Annotated in this window: 12 protein-coding genes; 9 read left to right on the top strand and 3 right to left on the bottom strand. The window is 60.0% G+C overall.

Annotated features, from left to right (window positions below; translation table 11 throughout):
- The first annotated feature begins 206 nt into the window (after window positions 1–206).
- From D8U69_RS26920 to D8U69_RS26905, 4 genes are all read left to right on the top strand, one after another.
- Window positions 207–689: a MarR family transcriptional regulator gene (locus D8U69_RS26920; RefSeq protein WP_130906277.1), complete on the top strand. Its 483-nt coding sequence runs from the start codon at window positions 207–209 to the stop codon at window positions 687–689.
- The gene (locus tag D8U69_RS26915) at window positions 679–2,148 is read left to right on the top strand and encodes an efflux transporter outer membrane subunit (protein ID WP_130906278.1); all 1,470 of its coding nucleotides are present in this window, start codon (window positions 679–681) and stop codon (window positions 2,146–2,148) included. Before D8U69_RS26920 ends, D8U69_RS26915 begins: the two co-directional genes overlap by 11 nt.
- 15 nt (window positions 2,149–2,163) lie before the next feature.
- Complete coding sequence (locus D8U69_RS26910; RefSeq protein ID WP_056854636.1) at window positions 2,164–3,366, top strand: HlyD family efflux transporter periplasmic adaptor subunit; 1,203 nt, start codon at window positions 2,164–2,166, stop codon at window positions 3,364–3,366.
- A 164-nt stretch (window positions 3,367–3,530) separates the two neighbouring features.
- Window positions 3,531–5,063 carry a DHA2 family efflux MFS transporter permease subunit gene (locus D8U69_RS26905; protein WP_056854635.1) on the top strand — a complete coding sequence of 511 codons (1,533 nt, stop codon included), beginning with the start codon at window positions 3,531–3,533 and terminating at the stop codon, window positions 5,061–5,063.
- 126 nt (window positions 5,064–5,189) lie between these two features.
- Here the strand turns inward: D8U69_RS26905 and lpxH are convergent, their stop codons facing one another.
- Together lpxH and D8U69_RS26890 are read right to left on the bottom strand one after the other, a co-directional pair.
- Window positions 5,190–5,924: a UDP-2,3-diacylglucosamine diphosphatase gene (gene lpxH, locus D8U69_RS26895; protein ID WP_130908497.1), complete on the bottom strand. Its 735-nt coding sequence runs from the start codon at window positions 5,922–5,924 to the stop codon at window positions 5,190–5,192.
- Window positions 5,921–6,424: a peptidylprolyl isomerase gene (locus tag D8U69_RS26890; protein ID WP_056854633.1), complete on the bottom strand. Its 504-nt coding sequence runs from the start codon at window positions 6,422–6,424 to the stop codon at window positions 5,921–5,923. The genes lpxH and D8U69_RS26890 overlap by 4 nt, the downstream gene beginning before the upstream one ends.
- Window positions 6,425–6,675: 251 nt before the next feature.
- Here D8U69_RS26890 and D8U69_RS26885 point away from each other — a divergent pair, with 251 nt between their 5' ends.
- Together D8U69_RS26885 and cysS are read left to right on the top strand one after the other, a co-directional pair.
- Window positions 6,676–8,373: a glutamine--tRNA ligase/YqeY domain fusion protein gene (locus tag D8U69_RS26885; protein WP_130908496.1), complete on the top strand. Its 1,698-nt coding sequence runs from the start codon at window positions 6,676–6,678 to the stop codon at window positions 8,371–8,373.
- A gap of 15 nt (window positions 8,374–8,388) precedes the next feature.
- On the top strand, window positions 8,389–9,771 hold the full coding sequence (gene cysS, locus D8U69_RS26880) for a cysteine--tRNA ligase (protein ID WP_130906280.1): 1,383 nt from the start codon (window positions 8,389–8,391) through the stop codon (window positions 9,769–9,771).
- 290 nt (window positions 9,772–10,061) lie between these two features.
- Here cysS and D8U69_RS26875 read toward each other — a convergent pair whose 3' ends face one another.
- The gene (locus tag D8U69_RS26875) at window positions 10,062–11,900 is read right to left on the bottom strand and encodes a sigma-54-dependent Fis family transcriptional regulator (RefSeq protein ID WP_130908495.1); all 1,839 of its coding nucleotides are present in this window, start codon (window positions 11,898–11,900) and stop codon (window positions 10,062–10,064) included.
- A 359-nt stretch (window positions 11,901–12,259) separates the two neighbouring features.
- On the opposite strand from D8U69_RS26875, the gene D8U69_RS26870 reads away from it, so the two are divergent.
- From D8U69_RS26870 to D8U69_RS26860, 3 genes are read left to right on the top strand one after another with little or no spacing between them, the layout of a single operon-like run.
- A complete protein-coding gene (locus D8U69_RS26870) occupies window positions 12,260–13,354 on the top strand; it encodes an ABC transporter ATP-binding protein (RefSeq protein WP_056854630.1) in 1,095 nt (364 codons plus the stop codon).
- Window positions 13,354–14,469 carry an ABC transporter ATP-binding protein gene (locus D8U69_RS26865; protein WP_130908494.1) on the top strand — a complete coding sequence of 372 codons (1,116 nt, stop codon included), beginning with the start codon at window positions 13,354–13,356 and terminating at the stop codon, window positions 14,467–14,469. Before D8U69_RS26870 ends, D8U69_RS26865 begins: the two co-directional genes overlap by 1 nt.
- Window positions 14,466–15,332 carry a sugar ABC transporter permease gene (locus tag D8U69_RS26860; RefSeq protein WP_056854628.1) on the top strand — a complete coding sequence of 289 codons (867 nt, stop codon included), beginning with the start codon at window positions 14,466–14,468 and terminating at the stop codon, window positions 15,330–15,332. The genes D8U69_RS26865 and D8U69_RS26860 overlap by 4 nt, the downstream gene beginning before the upstream one ends.
- Window positions 15,333–15,402 lie beyond the last annotated feature (70 nt).

Below are 15,402 nucleotides of genomic sequence, written 5' to 3'. Positions count from 1 at the left end.
TGTCCTCTGTCCCTGTGGGAGCTGGCTTGCCAGCGATGACGGCCTGCCAGCCAACAAACTTCTCCCAGATACCCCTAAGCCGCACTGAAACCCGACGCCACTGGTCAACTATTTACAAAGCAACCTAACTATTACGTTGACATTCACTGTCTAGGCAGTAACATCTCGACATACATTCACTGCCTAGGCAGCTAATCGGTGTTCAGATGAAACATTTCGCGCCAGACGACTTTCACAACTGCCATCTCGGTCTCCTGCTGGGGCGTGCCGCATTGCTCAAGGACCGGATCATTGACACGCACATGGAACCTCACGGCATCACCGCCGCGCAGTTCAAGGTGCTGATCATCATGGCCCAGTACGGTGTCGATTCACCGGGTGAGTTGTGTCGGCACCTGTCGCTGGACAGCGGCTCGATGACTCGCATGCTCGATCGTCTGGAACAGAAAGGCTTCCTCGCGCGCCAACGCTCCGAGGCGGATCGCCGGCAAGTGCAGTTGGTGCTGACGGAACAAGGCCAGGCCTTGGCGAATCGTCTGCCGAACATCGGTGCCGAGGCCATGAACGAACTGGCGGGCGCCATCAGCCCGGAAGAACTGAAAACCCTGGAACTGATCCTGAAGAAAATTCTGCTGGCAGCCGGTGACTCAATCACCGTGCTGCGCTTGGGTGGTAACAATGAACAGTAAAACCTTGCGCACCGGCCTGAGTCTGGTGCTGTTTGCCATGAGCCTGGCCGGTTGCGCCAGCTACAGCGGGCTGCACACCGTAGGTGTCAGCCTCGAGGCAAAAAACCTCAAGGCCGGGCAATCCCTCAGCGGCGTGACGCTATCGCCCGCAGCCTGGCCGAAAAGCGATTGGTGGAAGAGCCTGGGTGATCCGCAACTCGATGGCCTGATCCGCGAAGCACTGCGCGACAGCCCCGACATGCAGATCGCCGACGCCCGCACCCATCAGGCCAGCGCCGCCGCCTACGCCGCCGATGCCGCACGCATGCCGACCCTCGATGCCAGCGCCGGTGTCAGCCGTTCGCGACTGGCGCGGGATCAGGACCCGCTGGGGCAGGGTGGCAACTATTCCACCGTGCGTAACATCGCTGCCAGTTTCAATTACAACTTCGATCTCTGGGGTGGTCAGCGCGACGCCTGGGAAGCCGCGCTGGGCCAGGCTCGCGCCGCTGAAATCGACCAGCAGGCGGCGCAACTGACCTTGTCCGCCGATGTTGCGCGTGCCTATAGCGATCTGGGGCAGGCGCACATCGTCTACGACCTGTCCGCCGAAGACCTCAAGCGCACCCGGCAAATGCTCGACCTGAGCCAGCGCCGCCTGAGTTCCGGGATCGACAGCCAGTATCAGTTCCAGCAGACCGAAAGCCTGGAAGCGACCTCCGAAGCCAATCTGATCGACGCCGAAAAACGCCTGCAATCCGCCAAGATCGCCTTGGCGGTGTTGCTGGGCAAAGGTCCTGACCGCGGCAATGAAATCGCCCGGCCGAACATTCTCAAGCCGGGTGCCGTGGCGTTGCCGTCGGTGCTGCCGGCCGAGTTGCTGGGTCGCCGCCCTGACCTGGTGGCCGCGCGCTGGCGGGTCGAGGCGGCGAGCAAAAACATCGACGCCGGCAAGACGCAGTTCTATCCGAACCTGAACCTCAGCGCTGCGGCCGGTACCGAATCGTTGTTGGGCGATGCAATGTTCGGTTCGGCCAGCCGTTTCTTCAATGTGGCGCCGACCATTTCCGTACCGATTTTCGACGGTGGCCGGTTGCGTGCCGACCTCGACTCCCGCGACGCCGACTACGACCTGGCGGTGGCGCAGTACAACAAAAACCTGGTGAAAGCGCTGGGGGATGTCAGTGACAGCATCAACCAGTTGCGCGATGTCGGCCGGCAGATTGCCGCCCAGCAACACGCCACCGACATCGCCCAGGATTCTTACAACACCGTGGTCCAGCGTTACGGTTCCGGCATCGGTAACTACCTGGACGTGCTCAGCATCGAGCAGCAACTGCTCCAGGCCCAGCGGCAGCTGGCCAACCTGAATGCCGAGCAGATCGATCTGTCGATCCAACTGATACAGGCGCTGGGTGGCGGGTTTCAGCCTGAGGCCATTGCCTCGGCCAACACTGCTCCAGCCACGCTGACTCACTAATTCAAGGTACTTGTCATGGCCACTGCCGATACAACTCAATCCCCGCAAACCACCCCGGCCAATCCCAACGCGGGCAAGCGCAAGTTCCTGTTGCTGGTGCTTGCCATGGTCGTCGTGCTCGGCGGTGCGGGCGTCTGGGCTTACCACGAATTCTTCGGGCGCTGGAGTGAAAGCACCGATGATGCCTATGTAAATGGCAACGTGGTGGAAATCACTCCGCTGGTCACCGGCACCGTCGTGAGCATCGGTGCCGATGACGGCGATCTGGTCCAGGAAGGTCAGGTGCTGGTGAATTTCGACCCCAACGACGCCGAAGTCGGGTTGCAAAGTGCCCAGGCCAATCTGGCGCGCACGGTGCGTCAGGTGCGCGGCTTGTACAGCGACGTCGACGGCATGAAAGCGCAGGTCAACGCCCAGCAAGCCGAAGTGCAGAAAGCCCAGGACAACTTCAACCGCCGAAAAAACCTCGCCGTCGGCGGGGCGATTTCCCAGGAAGAACTGTCTCACGCTCGTGACGACCTGACCTCTGCGCAAAACGCCTTGGCCAACGCGCAGCAGAAGCTCAAGACCACCAGTGCTCTGGTCGATGACACCGTGGTGTCCTCGCACCCGGACGTGATGGCCGCTGCCGCACAGTTGCGTCAGGCTTACCTGAACAATGCCCGCAGCACGTTGATCGCGCCGGTGACCGGTTACGTGGCCAAACGCACCGTGCAGCTGGGCCAGCGGGTGCAGCCGGGTGAAGCGCTGATGGCGGTTATCCCCCTGAATCAGTTGTGGATCGACGCCAATTTCAAGGAAACCCAGCTGCGTGACATGCGTATCGGTCAGCCCGTGGAAATCGAAACCGACCTCTACGGCAGTGACGTGAAATACAGCGGCACCATCGACAGCCTCGGCGCCGGTACCGGTAGCGCGTTTGCCTTGCTGCCCGCGCAGAATGCCACCGGTAACTGGATCAAGATCGTGCAACGGGTGCCGGTACGGATTCACGTCAACGCCGAAGAACTGGCCAAACACCCCTTGCGGGTCGGCCTGTCGACCGTGGTGGATGTGGACTTGCACGACCAGAGCGGCCCGGTGCTGGCGCAACAGCCCCCGCAAAAAGCTTCGTTCAGCACTGGCATTTATGACCGTCAACTGGCCGAAGCCGACGCCATGATCACGCAGCTGATCCACGACAACAGCGCCGCGGTCAGCAAGACCGCCCACCGCTGAGATCACACTCCTCAGGTGCGGGCCTTTGTGGCGAGGGAGCTTGCTCCCGCTCGGCTGCGAAGCAGTCGTAAAGCTTTTAGGGCCGCTTCGCGCCCCGGCGGGAGCAAGCTTCCTCGCCACAAAGGCCCGCTCCATAGCGTCAATCAGGTGTCAAAGGATTCGCAATGAGCAATAACGCGTCTTTCACCCCGCCCAGCCTGCTGCTGAGTACCATCGGCCTGTCGCTGGCGACCTTCATGCAAGTGCTCGACACCACCATCGCCAACGTGGCGTTGCCGACGATTTCCGGCAACCTCGGGGTGAGTGCGGAGCAGGGCACCTGGGTGATCACTTCGTTTGCGGTGAGCAACGCCATCGCCCTGCCGCTGACCGGTTGGCTGAGCCGCCGTTTTGGTGAAGTGAAGCTGTTCGTCTGGGCCACGTTGCTGTTCGTGATCGCGTCGTTTCTGTGCGGGATCTCGACGTCCATGCCGGAACTCGTAGGGTTCCGAGTCCTGCAAGGCGTGGTCGCGGGGCCGTTGTATCCGATGACCCAAACGCTGCTGATTGCGGTCTATCCCCCGGCAAAACGGGGGATGGCCCTGGCGCTTTTGGCGATGGTCACGGTGGTGGCACCGATTGCCGGGCCGATCCTCGGCGGCTGGATCACCGACAGTTACAGCTGGCCGTGGATCTTCTTCATCAACGTGCCGATCGGCCTGTTCGCCGCGTGGGTGGTGACCCAACAGATGAAGAAGCGTCCGGTGGTCACCAGCCGCCAGCCGATGGATTACGTCGGCCTGATCGCCTTGATCATTGGCGTCGGTGCCTTGCAGATTGTGTTGGATAAAGGCAACGACGCCGACTGGTTCGAATCGAGCTTCATCGTCATCGGTTCGGTGATTTCGGTGGTTGCTCTGGCATTTTTCGTGATCTGGGAAATGACCGACGAGCATCCGGTGGTCAACCTGCGGCTGTTTGCTCACCGAAACTTCCGCTACGGCACCATCGTGTTGATTCTGGGGTATGCCGGGTTCTTCGGGATCAACCTGATCCTGCCGCAATGGTTGCAGACGCGACTGGGCTACACCGCAACCTGGGCCGGTTTTGCCGTGGCGCCGTTGGGCATCTTGCCGGTGCTGCTGTCACCTTTTGTCGGTAAATACGCGCCGAGGTTCGATATGCGCTTGCTGGCAGGGCTGGCGTTCCTGGCCATCGGCCTGAGCTGTTTCATGCGCGCCGGGTTCACCAACGAAGTGGATTTCCAGCACATCGCCATGGTGCAGCTGTTCATGGGCATTGGCGTGGCGCTGTTCTTCATGCCGACCCTGACCATCCTGCTCTCGGACCTGCCGCCGCAGCAGATTGCCGATGGCTCCGGGCTGGCAACGTTCTTGCGCACGCTGGGCGGCAGTTTTGCGGCATCGCTGACCACCTGGATCTGGATTCGCCGGGCGGACCAGCACCATGCGTATCTGACCGAAAGCATCACCCAGTTCGACCCGGTAACCCGCGAGACGTTGACGCAGCTGGGCGGGGCAGGGGCCAAGGCCTACACGCAACTGGATCAGATGGTGATCAGCCAGGCGTACATCATGTCCACGGTGGATTACTTCACCCTGCTGGGCTGGATGTTCATGGGGCTGATACTCATCGTGTGGCTGGCCAAGCCGCCGTTTACCGCCAAGGCCGGGCCTGCGGCGTCTGCCGGGCATTGAGTCAAACACGAAACAGATCGTTCCCACGCTCTGCGTGGGAATGCCTCTACGGACGCTCCGCGTTCGGCTTTTGATTGGGGACGCGGAGCGTCCCGGGCTGCATTCCCACGCAGAGCGTGGGAACGATCATTGCGCTGGCGGGGTGAAATCAAACGGCGCCAATGCAAAGCCTTGCTCATCGACCTGCAACGCCCAACCCTGACGATCCCAATCCCCCAGCACAATGCGCCGTGCCGCCTGGTCGCCCAGTTGCAGCTTGTGGATGGCGGGCCGGTGGGTATGGCCGTGGATCAGCGTTTTCACGCCGTACTGCTGCATGATCCGCGGAATCTCCAGGGGCGTGACATCGACGATGTCATTGGCCTTCATTCGGGTTTGTGCGCGGCTTTCACTGCGCAGCTTGCGCGCCAGCTTATGCCGGGTGCTCAAGGGCAGATGACGCAGGATGAACAGGGTGATCGGGTTGCGCAGGTAGCGACGCAGCTTCATGTAGGCTTCGTCGCGGGTGCAGAGGCTGTCACCGTGCATCAACAGCACCGGCTCGCCGTTGAACTGCACGACGCTCGGGTCCTTCAGCAAGGTGCAGCCAGCCTGTTTGCAAAAGGCCTGGCCCAGCATGAAGTCGCGATTGCCGTGCATCAGAAAAATCGCCGTGCCGCTGTCGCTCAATTCGCGCAGGGCCTGGCAGATGGAACGCTGGAAAGGGCTCATGGCGTCGTCGCCAATCCACGCCTCGAAAAAGTCGCCCAGGATGTACAGCGCACTCGCCGAGCGGGCGCGTCCGGCAAGCAAATCCAGAAACGCCCGGGCAATGTCCGGGCGCTCCTCTTCCAGATGCAAGTCTGAAATCAGCAATATCACTCAATGATCTCGGCTTTCTCGATGATCACGTCGTCTGCTGGTACGTCCTGGTGGCCGGCCTTGGAAGTGGTGGCCACGCCTTTGATCTTGTCGACGACGTCGGTGCCGGCGGTCACTTTGCCGAATACCGCGTAACCCCAGCCCTGAACGTTCTTGCCGCTGTGGTTGAGGAAGCTGTTGTCAGCCACGTTGATGAAGAACTGCGCGGAAGCCGAATGCGGCTCCATGGTACGGGCCATGGCGACGGTGTACTTGTCGTTGGAAAGACCGTTGTCAGCTTCGTTCTGGATGCTTGGACGCTTGTCTTTCTTTTCTTTCATGCCTGGCTCGAAACCGCCGCCCTGGATCATGAAGTTACCGATGACACGGTGGAAAACGGTGTTTTCGTAGTGACCGGCTTTGACGTACTCGATGAAGTTGGCAACGGTGATCGGTGCCTTCTCAGCGTTCAGTTCCAGGACGATGTCGCCATGGTTGGTGGTCAGTTTGACTTGGGTCATGATTACTACTCTTTCAAGGAATTCGTGGATTTTGGGACTTCAGCGTCCCGTCACCGGTTCAGCCTTTTGCGGCCGAGACGCGCAGTTTAGCGTGACAGACGCGAATTTCGAGGCTGTTTTTCATTTACGGTTCATTAAATGCGACCGTTTGCAGGTGCGCTCTGTCAGGTGCTTGACGGCATCGGCTATGATAGCGGCTTTGTTTTGTCCGGCCTTCATTACGGCCACGCACTTGTACGTTCAAGGATCCTATGAGCAAGCCCACTGTCGACCCTACCTCGAATGCCAAGACCGGCCCAGCCGTGCCGGTCAACTTCCTGCGGCCGATCATCCAGGCAGACCTGGACTCGGGCAAGCACACGCAGATCGTCACCCGTTTCCCGCCTGAGCCCAATGGCTACCTGCACATCGGTCACGCCAAGTCGATCTGCGTGAACTTCGGCCTGGCCCAGGAGTTCGGCGGCGTCACGCACCTGCGTTTCGACGACACCAACCCGGCCAAGGAAGACCAGGAATACATCGACGCAATCGAAAGCGACGTCAAATGGCTGGGTTTCGAATGGTCCGGCGAAGTGCGCTACGCCTCGCAGTATTTCGACCAGTTGCACGACTGGGCGGTGGAACTGATCAAGTCCGGCAAGGCCTATGTCGACGACCTGACCCCTGAGCAAGCCAAGGAATACCGTGGCAGCCTGACCGAGCCGGGCAAGAACAGCCCGTTCCGCGACCGCAGCGTCGAAGAGAACCTGGACCTGTTCGCCCGCATGAAGGCCGGCGAATTCCCGGACGGCGCACGTGTGCTGCGGGCCAAGATCGACATGGCGTCGCCGAACATGAACCTGCGTGATCCGATCATGTATCGCATCCGTCACGCGCACCACCACCAGACCGGTGACAAGTGGTGCATCTACCCGAACTACGACTTCACCCACGGTCAGTCGGACGCCATCGAAGGCATCACCCATTCGATCTGCACCCTGGAGTTCGAAAGCCACCGTCCGCTGTACGAGTGGTTCCTCGAAAACCTGCCGGTACCGGCCAACCCGCGCCAGTACGAGTTCAGCCGCCTGAACCTGAACTACACCATCACCAGCAAGCGCAAGCTCAAGCAACTGGTCGATGAAAAGCACGTCAATGGCTGGGACGACCCGCGCATGTCCACGCTGTCGGGCTTCCGCCGCCGTGGTTACACGCCGAAATCGATCCGCAACTTCTGCGAAATGATCGGCACCAACCGTTCCGACGGCGTGGTCGACTTCGGCATGCTCGAGTTCAGCATCCGTGACGACCTCGACCAGAGCGCGCCGCGTGCCATGTGCGTGTTGCGTCCGCTGAAAGTCGTGATCACCAATTACCCGGAAGGCCAGGTCGAGAACCTCGAACTGCCGCGTCATCCGAAGGAAGACATGGGCGTGCGCGCCTTGCCGTTCGCCCGCGAAATCTACATCGACCGCGAAGACTTCATGGAAGAGCCGCCGAAGGGCTACAAGCGCCTGGAACCGGCTGGTGAAGTGCGTCTGCGTGGCAGCTACGTGATACGCGCCGACGAAGCGATCAAGGACGCCGACGGCAACATCGTCGAGCTGCGTTGCTCGTACGACCCGGACACCCTGGGCAAGAACCCGGAAGGCCGCAAGGTCAAAGGCGTGATCCACTGGGTGCCGGCCGCTGCCAGCGTCGAGTGCGAAGTGCGTCTGTACGATCGTCTGTTCCGTTCTCCGAACCCGGAGAAGGCCGAAGACAGCGCCAGTTTCCTGGACAACATCAACCCTGATTCGCTGCAGGTACTCACCGGTTGTCGTGCTGAACCCTCGCTGGGCAACGCACAGCCGGAAGACCGTTTCCAGTTCGAGCGCGAAGGCTACTTCGTCGCAGACCTGAAGGACTCGAAACCCGGTCAGCCGGTATTCAACCGTACCGTGACCCTGCGTGATTCGTGGGGCCAGTGATTCAAGGAAGTTAACGTGCTAACGATTTACAACACGCTCACCAAGAGCAAAGAAGTCTTCAAGCCGCTCGATGGCAACAAGGTGCGCATGTACGTGTGCGGCATGACCGTGTACGACTACTGCCACCTCGGCCACGGCCGCAGCATGGTCGCGTTCGACCTGGTGACCCGCTGGCTGCGGTTCAGCGGTTACGACCTGACCTACGTGCGCAACATCACCGACATCGACGACAAGATCATCAACCGGGCCAACGAGAACGGCGAGTCGTTCGAAGCCTTGACCGAGCGCATGATCGCGGCGATGCACGAAGATGAAGCGCGCCTGAACATCAAGAAGCCGGACATGGAACCGCGCGCCACGGATCACATCCCGGGCATGCACGCGATGATCCAGACCCTGATCGACAAGGGTTACGCCTACGCCCCGGGCAATGGCGACGTGTACTACCGCGTCGGCAAATTCATGGGCTATGGCAAGCTGTCGCGCAAGAAGATCGAAGACCTGCGTATCGGCGCCCGCATCGAAGTCGACGAGTCCAAGCAGGACCCGCTGGACTTCGTGCTGTGGAAGGCCGCCAAGCCGGGCGAGCCGAGCTGGGAATCCCCGTGGGGCGCCGGGCGTCCGGGCTGGCACATCGAATGCTCGGTGATGTCGACCTGCTGCCTCGGTGAGACGTTCGACATTCATGGTGGCGGCAGCGACCTCGAGTTCCCGCACCACGAAAACGAAATCGCCCAGAGTGAAGCGGCCACCGGCAAGACCTACGCCAACGCGTGGATGCATTGCGGCATGATTCGCATCAATGGCGAGAAGATGTCCAAGTCCTTGAACAACTTCTTCACCATCCGCGACGTGCTCGACAAGTACCACCCGGAAGTCGTGCGTTACCTGCTGGTGTCGAGCCATTACCGCAGCGCCATCAACTATTCGGAAGACAACCTCAAGGACGCCAAAGGCGCTCTGGAGCGTTTCTACCATGCGTTGAAAGGCCTGCCGAGCGTAGCCCCGGCCGGCGGCGAAGCCTTCGTCGAGCGTTTCACTCAGGTGATGAACGACGACTTCGGCACGCCGGAAGCCTGTGCGGTGCTGTTCGAGATGGTTCGCGAGATCAACCGTCTGCGCGAGAGCGATCTCAATGCCGCGGCCGGTCTGGCAGCCCGTATGAAAGAACTGGCCAGCGTGTTGGGCGTGTTGCAGCTTGAGGCTGATGACTTCCTGCAGGCCGGCGCCGAAGGGCGAGTGGACGCAGCCGAAGTCGAAGCGTTGATCGCTGCGCGTCTGGCGGCACGTGCCGGCAAGGACTGGGCCGAATCGGACCGCATCCGCGACCAGCTCACCGCCATGGGCGTGGTGCTGGAAGACGGCAAGGGCGGCACGACCTGGCGTCTGGCTGACTGATGGCTTGATCCGCTTCAAAACGAAACCCGCCTTGTGCGGGTTTTTGTTTTTTGGTGCTGTTCGCGAATTCGGCGCTGACAGGGCGGGCCCCATCGCTGGCAAGCCAGCTCCCACAGTGTCCGTATCGTATACAAAATCGTCGCAGCCCACAGAACCTGTGGGAGCTGGCTTTTTGATCGTTCCCACGCTCCGCGTGGGAATGCATCCAGGGACGCTCCGCGTCCCATTAAGAGCCGAACGCGGAGCGTCCGTTCAGGCATTCCCACTCGGAGCGTGGGAACGATCCCTTGTTACTCAGTCTGGCGCAGTCTTTTGTAAAGGGTGTTGCGGCTAACCCCCAGCCTGCGCGCCAGATAGGAAATATTGCCCCCGGCCGCCTGCAATTGCCGGTTCAAATCTTCGACGTCATTCAGATCCACGGCCAGCGGCTCGGGTGTCTCCACCGGCTCCATCTCCAGATCGACGAAAAAATCATCCGGCAAATGCTCTGGCCGCACCGGCTGTTCCTCGGCCATGGCCAGCGCCACCTGCATTACGCTGCTGACCTGACGTAAGTTTCCCGGCCACGGATGGCGCCCGAACAACTCCAGTACCTCGCGACTCAGGCCGGCCCACTGGCTCGGTTCGCGGTGCTGTTCCCACAAACGCTTGAACAGTGCCTCTTTATCACTGCGCTCTCTCAAGGGCGGCAGCTCTAAAGTCAGGCCGCCGATGCGGTAGTACAAGTCCTCACGGAAACGCCCCAACTGCACCTGCTCGCGCAATGAGCGGTTGGTCGCGGAAATGATGCGGATGTCCACTGGGAACAACTCACTGCTGCCCACCGGTTGCACGCAGCGCTCCTGCAGCACTCGCAGCAGGCGGGCCTGGGTCGGTAGCGGCATGTCGCCGATTTCGTCGAGGAACAGTGTGCCTTTATTCGCCTTGCGGATCAGGCCGATACTGCCTTTCTGGTTGGCACCGGTAAACGCGCCTTTCTCGTAACCGAACAGCTCTGATTCGACCAGTTCAGCGGGGATGGCCGCACAGTTCACCGCAATGAACGCCTGTTTGCTGCGGGAGCTGGCCTGATGCAAAGCCTTGACGAACACTTCCTTGCCAACGCCGGTTTCACCGTGGATCAACAGTGGAATGTCTTTTTCCAGCAAGCGCTCGGCCTGGCGCACAGCTTTTTCTACACGGCTGTCGCCGAAGTGCAGGGTGTTGAGGCTGATAACAGCCGGTATGGGTACGGTCGCAGCCGGTTCGGCGAATACTCGCGGTTGAATCGCAACCTGTTTTGGTCTTTTCAGCAAACACTGGAAACGGTTGCGCCCGGAAGCCTGCAGCGAGAAGGGCAGCCCTTCGGGTTGATTCAGCAGCTCCAGCAACGAGACCTTGAACAGGCTTTCGACACTGACCCGCGACAGGCGCACGCCGAGCAAATTGTCGGCGCGGCGGTTGGCCGAGAGTACTTGGCCGCTCTCATCGAAAATCAGCAAGCCGGCCCATTGGCTGTCGAGGTTGTTCAGGCCGGTGTTGAAGGTCAATTGGAAATGCTGGCCATGGAACAGGTTGAGGATCAGCCGGTTTTCCACGGTCTGGCTCATCATCTTGACCATGCCCAGGGTGTGGGACGGTGGCAGGTAGCTGTCGCTGGACACGTCGAGCACCGCGATGATCTTGCGCTCGGCATCGAAAATCGGCGCGGCGGAACCGGTCATGAAGCGGTTGGCCTTGAGAAAGTGTTCGTCGTGTTCGATGTGTACCGCCTGCTCGCAGACCAGCGCCGTGCCGATAGCGTTGGTGCCGCTGCAGCGCTCCATCCAGCTGGCGCCAGCGCTGAAGCCGCGGGTCAGGCCAGGTTCGATAAAACGCTGGGTGCCCCAGGTCGTCAGCACCTGGCCCTGATTGTCGGCGAGCATGATCAGGCAGTTGGAGTTGCTGAGAATGTTTTCGTAGTACGGCAGCACTTCCTGGTGGGTGGTTTGCACCAATGAATGCTGGCTCTCGAGCAATTGCTTGATGCTCTGCGCCGGAAGTTGATCGAAGGCCGGAGCGCTCTGGTGATCAAGGCCAAACGCACGGCACCGGGACCAGGAATCCTGGATGATGGCGTCGTGGGACAGCGGCGAGGCAGGTGCGGCCATGGCAGTTGATCTCTGAACAGGCTTTTATTGTTTTTATGGGTGTTGCGTTGACATTCAAACACTACAAACCTGTAGGAGCACGGCTTGCCGGCGATGGCGATTTCGAGGGCGCCATCGCCGGCAAGCCGTGCTCCTACAGAGGGAAAAAGCATCCATAGAGTGTTGTTCACTATTGTTCACTGTCAATGGGTGAACTGTTCAATTGTTCATTTGTGATTGTTCATTTGTGTTCAGCAACGAACTTTGGGTTAACGCTTTTTCCATGGTTTTTCAGGTAAATCAACAGGTTGAAATTTCTGGCACGAAAGTCGCTCTAGTGCTCCGGTCGCTTGACTCCAAAAAATAAAAAAGGCCGAGCCATGTCATTAACCCTGGAGCATGTCAGCCGCACCGTCGAGGGCCAGACCTGGATTGACGATGCGTGTCTGCGTTTCGAACCTGGATCCTTCAACGTTTTGCTTGGGCGCACGCTGTCCGGCAAAACCAGTCTCATGCGTCTGATGGCCGGGCTGGACAAGCCGGACACCGGCCGTATCCTGATGAATGGCGTCGATGTCACGCAACGGCCCGTGCGACTGCGCAATGTGTCGATGGTGTATCAGCAGTTCATCAATTACCCGACCATGACCGTCTTTGAGAATATCGCCTCGCCACTGCGTCAGGCCGGTGTGTCCAACGAGCTGATCCAGAGCAAAGTGCTGGAAACCGCGAAGATGCTGCGCATCGAGAAGTTTCTGCAGCGCTATCCGCTCGAACTCTCCGGCGGTCAGCAACAACGCACAGCCATGGCTCGGGCGCTGGTCAAGGACGCCGAGCTGATCCTGTTCGATGAGCCGCTGGTCAACCTCGACTACAAACTGCGCGAAGAGCTACGCCAGGAAATGCGCGAGCTGTTCAAGGCGCGCCATACCATTGCGATTTACGCCACCACCGAACCCAACGAAGCCCTGGCATTGGGCGGCACCACGACCATTCTTCATGAAGGCCGGGTGATCCAGAGCGGCAAGTCCTCCGAGGTCTATCACCAGCCGCAGACGGTGCTGGCGGCGGAATTGTTTTCCGAACCGCCGATCAACCTGATGCCGGGCCGCATCGCTGGCAACGAAGTGAGTTTCGCCAATTTCGTGCACTTTCCGTTGAACGTTGACCTGCGCCCGGTGGGCGAGGGCGAGTTTCGCTTCGGCGTTCGTCCCAGCCACATCTCGCTGGTGCCGAGCAACGACGATGACCTCGAACTGGCAGTGACTGTCGAAGTCGCCGAGATCAGCGGCTCGGAAACCTTCCTGCACGTGCGCAACGAACACTTCCTGCTGGTGCTGCACTTGCCCGGTGTTCACGAATACGACGTCGATGCGCCGATCCGCATCTACATTCCGACCCATAAACTGTTTGTGTTCGATGCGCAGGGGCGGCTGGTCCAGGCGCCGGGCCGGCGTGTCGCGAGGGTTGCCTGATGGCCGAAATCCGTTTGCAGAACCTCGCCCACAGCTACACCAAAACCCCGGCTGGGCCGGAAGACTATGCGATCCGGGAAATGGACCACATTTGGGAGCAGGGTGGTGCGTTCGCCTTGCTCGGCCCGTCGGGTTGCGGCAAATCGACGTTGCTCAACATCATTTCCGGGTTGCTCAGCCCGTCACAGGGGCATGTGCTGTTCGACGGCAAAGCGGTCAATGACCTGACCCCGGAAAAGCGCAACATCGCCCAGGTTTTCCAGTTCCCGGTGGTCTACGACACCATGACGGTATTCGACAACCTGGCGTTCCCGTTGCGCAACCAGGGCATGGCAGAGGCGAAAATTCACACCAAGGTGCAGGAAATTGCTGAAGTCCTCGACCTGCAGAACCTGCTGAGCAAAAAAGCCCGCAACCTCACCGCCGACGAGAAACAGAAAGTCTCCATGGGCCGTGGGTTGGTGCGCGACGACGTGTCGGCGATCCTCTTCGATGAACCGCTGACAGTGATCGACCCGCACCTGAAGTGGAAGCTGCGGCGCAAACTCAAGCAGATCCACGAGCAGTTCAACATCACCATGGTCTACGTCACCCACGATCAGCTGGAGGCTTCGACCTTCGCCGACAAGATCGCGGTGATGTACGGCGGGCAGATCGTGCAGTTCGGCACTCCAAGGGAATTGTTCGAACGGCCCAGCCACACCTTTGTCGGCTATTTCATCGGCAGTCCAGGCATGAACCTGATCGATGTGCAGCCACAACCGGGCGGCGTCGGTTTCGCTTCGACGCATTTGCCGCTGTCCGAGGCCATGCAGCAACGGATTGCCGAGTCCGAGTGGAAAACCCTGAAAGTCGGCATTCGCCCAGAGTTCGTGCACGTCTGGGACGAGCCTTTTGATGAGGCGATGCGGGCACAGGTCGTACACGTCGAAGACCTCGGCACCTACAAGATCATGACCCTGAACCTCGACGGCGCACCGCTGAAAGTACGCCTGGCCGAAGATAAACCGGTGCCGGAAGGCATGGCCTACATCAGTTTTCCGGCGCAATGGTTGATGGTCTATGCCGACGAATTCCTGCTCGAAGCACAGGCCAACAATGAGGTGCAGCCATGAACAAGGTGCAGAACAACAAGGCCTGGTGGCTGGTGCTGCCGGTGTTCCTGCTGGTGGCGTTCAGTGCGGTGATCCCGATGATGACCGTGGTCAACTATTCGGTGCAGGATATCTTCGACCAGTCCAGCCGCTACTTCGTCGGTGCCGACTGGTACAAGCAGGTGCTGCTCGATCCACGACTGCATGATTCGCTGTTGCGTCAGTTCATTTATTCGGCCTGCGTGCTGCTGATCGAAATCCCGCTGGGGATCGCGATTGCACTGACCATGCCGACCAAGGGCCGCTGGTCGTCGGTGGTGCTGATCATCCTGGCGATTCCGCTGCTGATCCCGTGGAACGTGGTCGGCACCATCTGGCAAATCTTTGGCCGGGCCGACATCGGCCTGCTGGGCTCCAGCCTCAACGCCATGGGTATCAGCTACAACTATGCAGCGAACACCATGGACGCCTGGGTCACGGTGCTGGTGATGGATGTCTGGCACTGGACTTCGTTGGTGGCGCTGTTGTGCTTCTCCGGTCTGCGGGCGATTCCGGATGTGTACTACCAGGCTGCGCGAATTGACCGGGCCTCTGCCTGGGCGGTGTTCCGGCACATCCAGTTGCCCAAGCTCAAAAGTGTGTTGCTGATCGCCGTGATGCTGCGCTTCATGGACAGTTTCATGATCTACACCGAGCCGTTCGTACTGACCGGCGGCGGGCCGGGCAATGCCACGACGTTTCTCAGCCAGACCCTGACGCAGATGGCGATCGGGCAGTTCGACCTGGGGCCGGCGGCGGCGTTTTCGTTGGTGTATTTCCTGATCATCCTGTTGGTGTCCTGGCTGTTTTACACCGCCATGACTCACTCTGACGCCAACCGCTGAGGCCATCATGAGCAAGAGAAAGCTGATCCCACTGCTGATCTACATCCTGTTCCTGCTGGTGCCGATCTAC

This window comes from Pseudomonas sp. Sample_16, from assembly GCF_004307665.1.
Classification (GTDB): domain Bacteria; phylum Pseudomonadota; class Gammaproteobacteria; order Pseudomonadales; family Pseudomonadaceae; genus Aquipseudomonas.
This window is presented reverse-complemented; position numbering and strand designations above follow the sequence as displayed.